General features: G+C 56.2%; 15 protein-coding genes. All 15 read right to left on the minus strand.

The features are described 5' to 3' along the window. Positions 1–176 precede the first annotated feature (176 nt). Positions 177–518 carry a hypothetical protein gene (locus tag H6X51_RS02800; RefSeq protein ID WP_185265992.1) on the minus strand — a complete coding sequence of 114 codons (342 nt, stop codon included), beginning with the start codon at positions 516–518 and terminating at the stop codon, positions 177–179. 23 nt (positions 519–541) lie between these two features. Beyond that, positions 542–1033, minus strand: coding sequence for a hypothetical protein (locus H6X51_RS02805; RefSeq protein ID WP_185265993.1), 492 nt, complete (start codon positions 1031–1033; stop codon positions 542–544). A 154-nt stretch (positions 1034–1187) separates the two neighbouring features. Next, the gene (gene topA / locus H6X51_RS02810) at positions 1188–3209 is read right to left on the minus strand and encodes a type I DNA topoisomerase (protein ID WP_185265994.1); all 2022 of its coding nucleotides are present in this window, start codon (positions 3207–3209) and stop codon (positions 1188–1190) included. 7 nt (positions 3210–3216) lie between these two features. Next, a complete protein-coding gene (locus H6X51_RS02815) occupies positions 3217–3420 on the minus strand; it encodes a hypothetical protein (protein WP_185265995.1) in 204 nt (67 codons plus the stop codon). 75 nt (positions 3421–3495) lie between these two features. Then, entirely contained in the window at positions 3496–4098 is a 603-nt protein-coding gene (locus H6X51_RS02820; RefSeq protein ID WP_185265996.1) for a hypothetical protein, read from the minus strand. Between the two features lie 9 nt (positions 4099–4107). Beyond that, positions 4108–4566, minus strand: coding sequence for a single-stranded DNA-binding protein (locus tag H6X51_RS02825; protein ID WP_185265997.1), 459 nt, complete (start codon positions 4564–4566; stop codon positions 4108–4110). Between the two features lie 118 nt (positions 4567–4684). Next, the gene (locus tag H6X51_RS02830; protein WP_185265998.1) at positions 4685–5176 is read right to left on the minus strand and encodes a DUF3158 family protein; all 492 of its coding nucleotides are present in this window, start codon (positions 5174–5176) and stop codon (positions 4685–4687) included. 362 nt (positions 5177–5538) lie between these two features. Continuing rightward, positions 5539–6345: a PFL_4669 family integrating conjugative element protein gene (locus H6X51_RS02835; RefSeq protein ID WP_185265999.1), complete on the minus strand. Its 807-nt coding sequence runs from the start codon at positions 6343–6345 to the stop codon at positions 5539–5541. 117 nt (positions 6346–6462) lie between these two features. Further along, positions 6463–7707: an STY4528 family pathogenicity island replication protein gene (locus H6X51_RS02840; RefSeq protein ID WP_185266000.1), complete on the minus strand. Its 1245-nt coding sequence runs from the start codon at positions 7705–7707 to the stop codon at positions 6463–6465. After that, positions 7695–8300, minus strand: coding sequence for a DUF2857 domain-containing protein (locus H6X51_RS02845; protein WP_185266001.1), 606 nt, complete (start codon positions 8298–8300; stop codon positions 7695–7697). Before H6X51_RS02845 ends, H6X51_RS02840 begins: the two co-directional genes overlap by 13 nt. 1 nt (position 8301) lies before the next feature. Then, positions 8302–10218, minus strand: coding sequence for a ParB family protein (locus H6X51_RS02850; protein WP_185266002.1), 1917 nt, complete (start codon positions 10216–10218; stop codon positions 8302–8304). Next, complete coding sequence (locus tag H6X51_RS02855; RefSeq protein WP_185266003.1) at positions 10218–10712, minus strand: hypothetical protein; 495 nt, start codon at positions 10710–10712, stop codon at positions 10218–10220. The genes H6X51_RS02850 and H6X51_RS02855 overlap by 1 nt, the downstream gene beginning before the upstream one ends. Next, positions 10705–11397 (minus strand): DUF2786 domain-containing protein, encoded by a 693-nt coding sequence (locus tag H6X51_RS02860; RefSeq protein ID WP_185266004.1) that lies wholly within the window; start codon positions 11395–11397, stop codon positions 10705–10707. The genes H6X51_RS02855 and H6X51_RS02860 overlap by 8 nt, the downstream gene beginning before the upstream one ends. After that, positions 11394–11630, minus strand: a complete 237-nt coding sequence (locus H6X51_RS02865; protein ID WP_185266005.1) for a type II toxin-antitoxin system HicA family toxin — start codon at positions 11628–11630, stop codon at positions 11394–11396. The genes H6X51_RS02860 and H6X51_RS02865 overlap by 4 nt, the downstream gene beginning before the upstream one ends. Positions 11631–11804: 174 nt before the next feature. Then, positions 11805–12512 (minus strand): hypothetical protein, encoded by a 708-nt coding sequence (locus H6X51_RS02870; protein WP_185266006.1) that lies wholly within the window; start codon positions 12510–12512, stop codon positions 11805–11807.

Genomic DNA, 12512 nt, shown 5'->3' on the forward strand with positions numbered 1-12512 from the left:
GTACGGACCGACGCATGGCTTGCCGGACATGCAATACGTACAGCAGCCTTCATCATCCAGCTACATGGCCTGTAGCATCACCATCCAGCTCCCACCCTTTACCTCAAACAATAACGCCAGCTCCTTCCCAGGACCTGGCGTTTTTGGTGCAGCGTCTTGACGCTCTGGACGTTTACCTATGACTGGGTACGGTGCGTGAAATAATTGCAATACAACTGCGCGACCAGAGCTGCATTCTCGATGGTTGGCTGTAGGAAATTCTGATCAGCGAAGGTTGGATCACCGCCACTGCACCCCCTCATGCCAATCGCAGCAGAGAACTCGCCAGCCTCGTGATCGATCGTCATATACTCCCCTTCGGACAACTCAAGGCGCGGTGTAAGCAAGCCCCACAGAAAATCAGGCTCCTCCGGTTCTAAGGCATCGCGTGCTTCAATCTTGAGGACTCGACTGCCGATCAGCTCAATCTGATCAAGAACCATCTCGGTAAACGGCCAAAGCCCCTCTGGTCGTTGCATAGCTCCCCTTAATGCCTTCATCCTCAGACCTTATCAAAATAGTGCTCTGAATCGATCATCCAGGCAACCGAGTCAGTCGCGTCTGCGCTGATTTCGTTGTCTTCTGCTACTAGCTCTACAAAAGGCGATGTGTAAAGGGCCTTGGCCACGCAGGCAGCCTCAACACTGCCGTAGTCGATAATTGACGGTAGCCAATACCAACCGGGCACTGAATCAACCCTCTCAGTGGTTTGGGCATTACCTGTTTCACACCGCCGCCAGCGAGAAGCCGCAGCCCAAAACTGCCGTTTTGCTTTACTCGCACTCTGTCCGTCTACCGGGCTCATCGGAGATCCATGATAGGACCGCTCCGGGAGTATCGACCGGCTGTCCTGGATAGTAACTACGACAGGCCAGAGATACTCGCCCCTCTCATTTGCTTCAAGCCAAGCACTGCCGCCGAGAGTATCAATGATCAGTTGCTCTACCTGCCGCGGATATTTCGTCTGGACGTAAAACCGCTGGTAAATGGACATAACAGGAATTCCTACAACTGGCCGGTGTTCATCGAATCTACCTCAAACACTGGCTCATCCCCCAATGTAACTTCTCAGCAAGAGGCCCGACACTCCTCCCCAGATGGCCAAAGCAAAAATCAACAGCCCCAATTTGTCCATGACTCCTCCCATTTCATCCCGTCTTGGCCCCATCGAGCACAGGCGTTCCATTTCTGTTCTCAAACGACGCCTTGCACTTCGGAAAACCGCTACAAGCCCAAAAGTCATAAGCCCCTTTTTTGCCAGTGCCAACACGGTGCAGCAGTGGCTTGGAGCACTTTGGACATGCATGTTCACTCGGCTCCGGCTGCGGTTTACGCTCCCGGGCTTTACCCGGCTTGCCTCTCTCATCCGGCAATGCAGTCTTGCAGCCTGGATAAGCCGAACAACCCCAGAAGAAACCCTTGGCGCCCTTGCGCCGGCGCAACGCAGCGCCACAAGCCGGACAGGCATGCTCCGCGCTTTTCGGCAAATTGACCTGAGTCTGCCTCAAGCCACCCAGCTCCTTGTCCAGCAACGCCCAGGTCTTACCGATAACCTGTTCGTATGACACACGCCGTTCAGCAATCTGGTCCAGCTCATCCTCCAGCTCCCGCGTGAAGTCCAGATTGGCGAAGGCAAAGGTGCCCACCAAGGCATCGCGAATCACCTCCCCGGTCGGCGAGGGGGAAAGGAAGCCTTTCTTGTCCTCGATCAGATAACCGCGGCTGGTGATGTTTTCCAGGATCGCTGCGTAGGTACTCGGTCGACCGATACCCTGACGCTCCAGCTCGGCAACCAGTGTTGGCTGCTTGAAACGTGTCGGTGGCTTTGTGACCTTGTCCAGAACCCTGGCATCCACGGCCCGCAAGGGTTGCCCCACCTCCAACTTGGGAATGGGGTTGACCGGCTCGGCCTGTTCACCCTCCTCTGGTTCATCCTGGCCATAGACCCGCAGCCAGCCGGGGTCGATCAGCTTGCGGCCCTGACCGATAAAGCGCACCGGTGTTCCTTGGGCATCACCATTCAGCAGCACCTTGCGCACAGCGTAGCGGGCATCAGCTAACTGCGAGGCCACGGCCCGCCGCCAGATCAATTCATACAGTGCCTGTTGTTCAGTATCCTCACCTGCCCGCAGAGCCGTCACATCAGCCGGACGAATCGCCTCATGGCCTTCCTGGGCACCGTCCTTGGCCTTCCAGCTACGCAGCTTGTCTGCCAGCTCCAAGCCTGCCGACTGCGCATAGCTGCGAATCGCCTCGACACCGGCAGGATCGAGGTTGGGATTATCGGTACGGTGATAGGTGATTGCCCCCTGCTCATAGAGCTTCTGAGCCAGATCCATGACCCGCTTGGGCTTCATCTTCAAACGCTTGCCGGCTTCCTGTTGCAGCGTCGAAGTAGTGAACGGCGCCGCCGGCGCCCGATTGGAAAAGGAGTTCTCGAACCGTGCTACTTGCACGTCCCGCACCAGGGCAACCCGTTCGGCCAAAGCTCTATCCACCAGGTACTCTTCGCCCTTGGCCAGGTGCGGCCGAGTGTCCCACTGTGCACGCCAGACGGCCTTGGGATTCTCCGGCCAGTGACCGGCAATCGGCAGCAGCAGCTCAACACCGAAGTGCTTCACCGGCTTGAAGTTGGCTATCTCCCGCTCCCGATCCACAACCAGCCGCACAGCGGGAGATTGAACACGACCAGCGGATAGCGCGTGACCGGCGCGATCGGACAATGCCGGACTGACCTTGTAACCGACCAGCCGGTCCAGCACCCGCCGTGCTTCTTGGGCTCGCACCCTGTCATAGTCGATGCCCCTCATCTGAGCCATCGCTTCGCGGATCTTGTCTTTGGTGATGGCGGTGAAGGTAATCCGCTTCGGCTGTTTCAGTCGCAACGCATCGGCCAGATGCCAGGCGATAGCCTCACCTTCCCGGTCCGGGTCAGTGGCCAGGATGACCTGGTCGGCAGCTGCCACTTCCTTGCGCAACTTCGCCAGGACGCCCTTGCCACGTTCGGTTGGCACATAGCTGGGCGTGAAGCTGGTTGGATCAACGCCCAGTTCACGGCCAGGCAGATCCCGCACATGCCCGACGCTGGCCACCACCTTGTACCCACTGCCCAGGATCGAACTGATTTTCTTGATCTTGCCTGGGGACTCAACAATAACCAGCGTAGTCATACAACCCTCATCTCTGGTGCAGCTCCATCGCCATCAACTCGTCCAACCAGAACTGATAATGTGCTCCAATCAGGATCGCCTTGGGCAACTGGACACCATGCACCGGTTTGCCATGGCGAATGGCATCTTTCAGTTCAGTCACCGACACCCGCAGCATTCGTGCTGCATCAGTGATCCCAACTCGCTCACGGCCTATAGGTGACTTTTTCATAAGCTCCTCAATCAGTGCCGCTCCACAGTTTCCATAAGCAAAAGCCTCACGGCCAACGCGCCCAGACTCCAAGCGTCAACGCAAAGCTCTTTCGGCCACAGACTTCACGCTGGCCAGAATCTCACTGGGAGGCGCGCCTTTTTCATCAGACTCGCGAATGGTATAGGTGAACAGGATGTCAGTACCTCTCGCAGCCTTGCTGACCCGCGTCGTCAGGCTACCGCTACGGAGCGGCTTAGTCATCGAATAGGTGGCTCCCGGCACTGCGCTGTAGGCGTTATCACCAGCTTGGAACAGCAATCGACCAACAGTCGAGCCTTTCTCGGCAATAGCTTCCTCCGGCGTCATGTAGTTGAATGCATTTTTCAGCAGCGCCGCAGCGGTATCCACATCACCGGCATAGCTCATATTCAACTCATGCCGCTCCGTTACTCGTCTACCCGATGTAACCACTGGCATCCCACCTGCATTCGATGATTGGTTGGCCCCGGTATTGAAGCCGGAAACGGTCATTGCCCCATCCGGCAAAGTCGCCGGGTCATAGTTAACCGGTTCCCCCGTGATCGGGTTGTTCATGCAGGAAATACACTTGCCTTGGTAATAAACATGCTGGTCGTTGGCACAGCCTGCCATCATTGCTGCAGCAATCCCAACCGTCAGCAAAGTGAAAACTCTCATCACTACCCCCTAGAACGGTCGGTCATCATCGAAGTCAAAGCTGTCTTCCGCCACTGCTGATGAGGTCTGCTGAGCCGGTTGTTCGGAAGTATTCCGCTGGACCATGATTACCTGTTCCACACGGTACGGCAGGATACCAACGGATCGAGCGCGCACCTTCATGGCAGAGCGTTCTTCGTTGTTCGCCCCGGTCCAGCTCTCCTGCACCATGCGCCCTGTCACCATCACACGCATGCCACGCTGATACAGCATGGACCACTGCTCACACGTTGCAGCATCACGGGAAATCTCAACGGGTGCCCAGAACCCACCCCGATCTTCAAACTTGCCCTCACCCACTGAGACAGGGTTATCAAAAAAGACATTCAGACGCAGGATTCCCCGGGGCGGACTGTTGTCTGTAGTCGGGAACACCTTGACCTGCGGGTCCGATCCAATATTTCCCTCACCCTCGAAATGCGTACTCATCAGCAGCTCTCCACCTCGTTGAACAATGTGGGAACACATTGCCTTGAGCAAGCTGCTACTGACACAGGAAAACAGTTTTCTGATTCAAAGGTATTCACACAGGGCTATCCGGGCCGTCTCATACTGTCCTGAGCCCTGGTCCAGCCTTCAGCATTTCCTCGGCATGCTCCAGCGATTCCAAGGTGGTCTTCAACCGCCGCATGGTTGTGTTCACTGTCCCCGCCTGGTTGTTGAGAAGGCAGCGTTCCACCTCGATCTCATACAGCATCCGACGCTCACCTTCTGAACGGACCTGACAGATCACTCGATCAAACTGCGGCATCCCCATGGTTCGGTCCTGCAGGTTACGCCAGCGAACCATCGGCACTCGATAACCACGCTTGCTTTCGGTGTGGGGAGTCAGATTGATTCCATACTGCTTGAGCATGGTGTTATGACGCTGGGTGAAGTCATGTGCAGCCTGTTCCAGGTGCGCAGCATACTCCTCCATCTGGTCCATATATTTGAGCAGTCCCCCCTTACCCTTAAAAGGAAAAAGGCCCTTTTCCCTTTCGTAGCTATGTCGTGGTAAAGAGTAGCTATTTCGTGGTTCATCTGTTTTGCGTTGCATTGCTCTCATTTCTCTAGCTCCGAGTATCTACCCGTTTAATTCACAGCGATCTAGTGATGCCACTGGCATCAGCTGTGACCACAAACCTCGTTCCAGTCACCAGCGATGGACCCTCCATCAACCGTGACCAAAACCCTCGTTCCAGTCACCAGCGATGGACCCTCCATCAACCGTGACCAAAACCCTCGTTCCAGTCACCAGCGATGGACCCTCCATCAACCGTGACCAAAACCCTCATTCCAGTCACCAGCGATGGACCCTCCATCAACCGTGACCAAAACCCTCATTCCAGTCACCAGTGATGCGACTCGCATCAACCGTGACCAAAACCCTCATTCCAGTCACCAGTGATGCGACTCGCATCACTCAAGCTCATCACCCTCCCCCAATAACCCCTGACCTGAACCAGTCTCTTCGGGTTTCGCAGCCTGAACCTCCAGCTGCAACTGATCCAGGTCCGGTTCTGCTGCCTTTGTATCAGCACTGCGTGAACTGATCTCAGTCGTAACTGGTGTACGAGTAATGGGGGCATATGGACTGCGACGAACGCCCGACAACACATCGGGGTGCAGCTCCCCCCACTTCTCGATAGCTGCTCTCGCCCTGGCATTCTGGGCCGCAAAATCATCACGGGTTGTACCGCTCAGGCCGGGGTAACGCTGGGTGCTGGTACACAGGGAACGGATAGCGTTGCCGCTCAGCCTGAGCTTTTCATGAGCTTCATCGCGGGTGATCATGGCAATGTGCTGGGCCAGCAAGATATTCCGCACCACCCGGTCATAGCGGATAAGCAAGTGAATGCCCTGCCAGCCTTGCTGACCTCCTGGATAGACCCCGGTCTTGAACGGTTTTTGCGAGATGTTCTCTTCGATATTCAATTCTTCTGGCACATCGGCCAGGATATTCATGGACCACTTGTAAATCGGGTCCAGGACGCTACGCACCTCGTCCAGCTTGGCGTCAATTCTCAACATCCAGTCATCAGCATAAGGGTCATCCTTGGCGGCGTTCTGCTGGATTCGACCTGCCAGAGCGAGGTACTGACGCATGCCAATGATTTGCGGCTTACCTGACTCCACACCTCGGCCCCACCAGGTGCGGGTAGCATGATAGGTATGTAGCGTCAGCTCGATTTTGCTCCGCAGCGCTCCGACAGCAATCTCAGCCATAGTGTCCAGCTCCTGTAAACAATGAAAATGCAATGGGTGGCGCCACTGTGCGCATCACATTTTTTGCTGGATAGGGAAAACATGAATCCCATTGCAGACAATTCCCAGGTATGGCGATCATCGCCTCAGCCCCATGGCTGCTAACAGCTTCTGTCGGCTGGCATGAGCCTCCTCAGCGGAAATCCTCGGTAGCTCAGGTTCTGTAACATGAACGGTGTGTTGGACATTGCCGTTCGGTTGTACAGGCACAGCGGGCATGGGTTGTCGTGCACTCCGTACCGAATGGGCATAGGTCGTCACCTTGAACTCACCTTTGAGGGCCAGATTGATCAATGAGCGCAGCAGTGCCTTGGGTGACCGCGCCTTGCCCGCCGACACACGGCCAGCGGTTTCGTCCAGTACCCATTGGGCTGTCTCCCGCTCCAGGCGGCCGAGTGTCGGGGTCAGATCAGAGCGTTCCTGATCGCTCATCTGCAAAGCTGAATCCCAGAGCAAGTCCTGGTCGCCCGGTACAGTACTTGTATTTTTATAAATACGTACTTGTACTGTACTGTCCTGGTTCCCAGAGCGAACCGGGGTGCAAAGCCCCGTATTTCCACTTAGTTCTCTCTGCGAACCAGGCTTCGGAGCGTCCGGGAACTGCCCTAGTTCGCTCTGAGAACTAGGGGATTTCACCTGGTTCTCGATCTTGGTTCGCTCTGGGAACTGGGTTTGTTCTGCGCTTGCCTGAGCCTTCCGTGACCTACCCTGGCTCATCTCCGCAAAGCGCTGTATCCGGCGATTAAGACGAGATACCGAGCGACCTCCACCATCTTGCTGCATCTCATCAAGCACCAGTTTGGCAACAGCTCGCACGGCACTGTTACTGTGCTCCAGGCAATGCTCAACAAACTCGCAGTAGGTCGGGTCCAACATCGTCGCTTCATCCGCTGCCAAAGGTTCATCGTGCAGCGCATAGACGTTCCCCATGATCCGTCCATTGGTATCATGCCGTGCTTTATGGCAAAGACTCAGCCAACGAGTCAGGCGTAGAACCGCAATCACGCGGGCTACTGTGCCGCGGGAAGCGCTGGTACCCGGCGCAGATCTCAACAGGGGTTGCAACTGATCGTAGGTAGGAAAGGCTGTGGTGCGATCAGATGTCGATAACAATCTGATCATCTGCCACCCCAGTACGTCCACCGCCCCAAGGCTGCTGTCCAGCAATAGCGCCCTGGGAACGGTCTCATGCGGATTACCAAAAAACAGCAAACCATCCAGTGTTTCGCCAGTGGATGGTTCTGTTGTACCCGCATCGGCTCGTTGAGTGATGGCAGATGTGGCCCTACCTACCAGCACCTGCCAGTCATCTACCGTGCGCATGCACGCCCCCCATCAGGCAGCAGCTGGAGTCTGTTGGGCGAATCGATCATGGCCCGGCTCCAGTTCTTCACCAATTGCCATACCACGCCCAGGGGAATGTTGGTTTCTTCTGCCAGCACGATCATACCCTGGATGTCATCCGCCGCCCGAACATCGTCAGGTACATCGCAGATCTGCTGCCACCTTCTATAAGCGTCATGCTCGCTTTCTTCCGAAGGCATAGCCAGACGCCCCTGCCTTGACTCCAGACCGAGCAACGCCCGCCGGGTCGAACAGTCATTGCCAGTCAGGCCGAAGAAGGAATACATCATCTGCACTGATGCACCCAGCATCAGGCAGCGGTCAATCGTCTGCTCTCGGTCCACATCTGTACTCAAACGGCGAAACACACCGCCAAGCAACTCATGGTCCACCGACAGCCTACATACGACCGGGTTACTACTGGCCAACGCATCCACATCGGTTGCGCTCAAACGGCGCAACTCCCGAAGTTCAGAGTCAGTAAAGCCCAGTGCCCTGGCGCGGCGCATATTGCCTTCACGCACATAGGTGATGGCCTGACGAAGAATGGACAATGTCACGACGCTATCCATATCAGGACTCTCCTTTATCAAGCGAGTGCAGAACACGCACCAGGCGAATCAGACGGAACAGCCGGATCAGAACCTCATCTGGCATGAAGCCTTCGTTATCGGTGGTTCCCAGCAGTTCGCCAAGCAAGGTAATGTCAGAGGGATAAAGCGGTTGCATTTCCCCTTTCAGGGCTGCCAACAGCTGCCAGACACGCTGGGCGACCAGACTATGCTCCAGCTCGCCGGCCAGGGGATATAGCTCATAACCAATACCTTCCTGCTGATTGCGCTGCAGCGGCGCATCCCCCTCGGGGGTGTCCGTTAGTGGAAAACCTGCCCATTGCCCAATCGCCATCGCCAGACGGAAAATCAGGAACCGCAGCGTACGCGGATCCTTACCATGATCATCGATCCACCAGATATCGGTCACCGCCGTCAGTGGGCCGGCGGACATCAGGGGAATTGCCTGAACAGCAAAGTCCTCAAAGTTGCCCGCCTTGCCTCCCTGCAACTCCGCAACTGCGTGACGCATCTTGCGCTTGCTCTCGGATTCGATGACAGGAGACAGCGTCAAGTCAGCGATGCGCTGCTCATCTGAGCGTTCATCCTGATATTCGCCCGTCATTGCCGAGTCAATGGTCGCAGGCTGCTGGCCAGCTTCCCATACCAGTGCTTCCGCATCGTTATCCAGCTCAGCGTCCGTCGAACCCACTCCCTCTCCGATCACCACACTCGGCGAGGGAACCGGCGCACGTCGAAGCAGTTGCTCTTTTTCCTTACGCAGTTGCTCGATCTCCGCCTGCAGACGGGCTTTCTCTTCCTCATCTTCGTTCTGCGTGCTGGGGAGGGCATTCCCCGGAGGTTCAGTGACAGGAGCACCTTCTTCTGCCTGTCCCTGTTCTTCCTGACGCGGTTTGCGCTCGCGCCTGGGCGCTTCCTCCTCCTCACCCGGCAACGGCGGGTAGAATTTCAATGGATGCGCCGAAGGGTCACGCACCCGCTCCATCTCCACAACCAATGGATGCCAGATTTCTGGGTCATCAATGCTCTGGCGCCGCTTCCTGCACTCCAGTAAGCGCCTGAGGCACCAATCGAGCGTATGCAGGTGTGCACCTGAGTGATCCTCCAGCATGCCCAACAGACGATCCTCAACGATCGACCAGGGCAGCTCGGTCTGCTCCTCATAGTCAAACTGTCCGAGGATCTCATGCCAGGCCGGATCAAACTCTTCCACCGGCTTGGCGTCGCAGCGCTTCCAGATTTCCAGGCAGGCTTCGCGGTAGGCGATCAGCTTCTGGATCTGCGGCTGCCCCAAGCCACTTTTCAAGGTAGTTGGCAATGTCGGCCAGAAATGCTCAACGGTATAAAGCATGCGGCTGATATGGCTTTGACTGACGGAAAAGCCCAGTTCGAGAAACCGTCTGGCCAATTCACGCTGCGACAAATCCTGATCCGCTTCCTCCTCCAGCATTTGCTTGAGCCTCGCCACCCCCAAAGCCTTATCAATCCAGGTCAGGTCCGAGCGGTTTTCGTTCTCGGACAGGTGCCCGGCCATGGTGGCCAGCTCCGACTGCCAAGGCCGATATACACACCAGAAGCGGTAGTATTTTTCATCTCCCGTTTCCTGGTACAGCTCATTCAGGATTGACAGGCGGGTATTGCCACCATCGGAAATCATGAACTTGTCATCACCCGGTCGCTGGGTGATGGGCGGCGGCTGTTTCAGTCCTACCTCGCGGATGGACTCCTTGATCTCATCATATTTCGAGTTGCGCTGGGTACGCGGGTTGCGATCATAGGGACGCACCTGGTCCAGCGTTATCTGCATGGCCATCTCGGCCAGCGGCGCTGTCAGTTTGTCTACCTGCTTTGTCCGTAACGCTGGACCAGGCTGTTGCAGCTTCGCCATGTAATCTGCAGTGGAAAGGTTCTTGCTCATCACAGTCCCCTTACCAATTGCTGATTTTCCAACAGCGCCTGACCATCTGGATGTACCGCAGTCATGATCCTGTCGTGCAAATCATTCAGAGCGAGTACCAGCTGGCGGCCGGCGACCATCTCATCCCAGTCCGGCACATTCGTCAGCTGATTCAGTACCGTGGCCACGCCGTCGATTGCAATGGCATACAGCTCGAAGTCTGGTTGCTCCTGCAGTTCCAGAAGCACCCAGCGGCGCCGGTCCTGCTCACTTGTCAAAGGATTACGCACTGCCTGGAGGATCATGCGTACATCTTCCAGCTCATACTGCCAGGCCTCACCATCCTTCAATGCGTGATCGTTGAGTAACTGCTGCAGCAATTTGGAGCATGCGTTTGCTGGCTCAACCAACTGTTTCATGGCTAATGTCGGGTCCAGCTCAACACAGAGAAAGTACTGGCACTGGAAACGAGTATCCGCTGCCATCTTGTTTGGGAAAGATCGAATATCAGTCATGGGTCAGTACCTCTGTGTAACGTTGTTCTACTGCCTGATGGAGCTGTACCGAACGGCCGGCCTCATACCCCGCTGTCAGTGCAGAGCGGTCATGCCGGCGAAGTTCACCAGTTGCCCTGCCGGTAAGATCCTCAAGGTTGTCGTGATGCCTTGACAGGTAATGTTCAATCGCCTGCCGTGCTTCTTCGGTAGGTGCGGCTGGGATGACCTGTTTCTTTACGGCTGCCAGCCAGGCCTCCGCAAACGCATCGGCCCTGCGGATTTTGGTGGTACGTTTCAAGCGTGCGGGCAGGGATTCCTGGTATTGCTTGCGATCCTGAAGCAGCCGGCGCTGTAACACGGTATAGGCGTACCCGCTGATTCGCGGGCTCCCGTCAGGGCCAATGAAAGACCAGCTCCCGATGTAGCCTTGCCGGGAGTAACGGACGGAATAAATGGCCTCGGTACCAAAACCGTCTGCCACCATTGAGGCCAGCACCACAAGGTAGTTCGGTGGCGTTTTGCCGGACTTCGAGCCAACACTCTTCTCCTCAATGGAAGAAGCCGCCACGTCCAAGCGGGTCAGGCCATACTCGTCCATCAGCTTCTGTGCCTGGCGTAACGCAATTCCAGCTTCGTTGGCATTGGCACTGGATGACAGGGCAAGGCAACGCTCGATCTTGCGCATAATGCGATCTGGAATCATGACAATGCCCTCCTCGCCTGGCGGCATTTGGCGCGACGCAATAATGCTCGAGCATTAAGCGCGGCTCGCGGGTCACTTGGCGTGGATGAGGTGTAAATGGGGGGATAACCCGGCTTGGTGAACCGAATATGACCGCCTCTGGTACGGCTCACCTGCCAGCCCAGGCTGATGGCGAAGTCAGCCAGCTCCTGGAGAGGTTTTTTCAGCTTTCCGAGTGTGCTCACGCTGTTCATGCTCGCACCTCCCGAAGTTTCTCAACCTCATGGGAGTGGCAGTAAGGACAACCCCATAGCGTTGACCTGGTCTTATGAGCGCGTTCCCCAGGGAAAACAATTCGTGCTTGCAGCTCAGTCAGATGTCGGTCGCAGTTGCGGCACCAGTGGCTTAGACGAAAAGACGTGGATGATTTAGTCATTGCCCACCCCCACCTCAGTCAGCGCTGCGGTCCAGGATTCAATGACCGCCGATTGTTGTTCCAGCACCTGTGGGCGTACTTCATCTGCCTTCGCCATCAGGATGTCGAGAAGCGCTCTGAGATCTCGTTGATCATCATCGGGAGGGTTGGCCAGTGCGTCTTCCACGCTCCGCAGAATTTCACTTGCAAGGAACATAAGCTCGCGTCGCAGGCGGCTGGCTCTGTCTCCGTTGGTCGGTGTATGCCTGGCCCTGGATATCCACTTTTCGGCGAACTGATCAGCAGTGTTAAAATAGTGCAATACCCTCAGATGGTTGAGGACAAGAGCCACCCTGATAACCTCAACGCCTTGCTCAACGGAATTGACCGTCGGCAATGGAAAGCGTTGGAGCGCAAGCTTCCGAGCTTCCGCATGTCTGGCTTTGAAAGCCGCTTCTCGTTTTTTCTCATCACGCTGCTTCTTTTCCTTGGCGTGAGCAATGCGGGCATTGACAGTGTTCACCACTCCCGCTGCCCGTTGAAGCACAGCCTTCTCTTCGTTACTCAGCAGACTGTTCAGCGATGATGTTTCCGCTAGCTTGGCCAGCTCTTTACCGGTGGTGGTCAGCCGGGACTGCATGGAACGAAGGTCCTGAGAACTGAGGAACTTAGCTGCGTCCAGTACCTGATCGGTGGTAATGCTTCTTGATGATTTGGCCAT

Source organism: Halopseudomonas xiamenensis (assembly GCF_014219065.1).
Classification (GTDB): domain Bacteria; phylum Pseudomonadota; class Gammaproteobacteria; order Pseudomonadales; family Pseudomonadaceae; genus Halopseudomonas; species Halopseudomonas xiamenensis.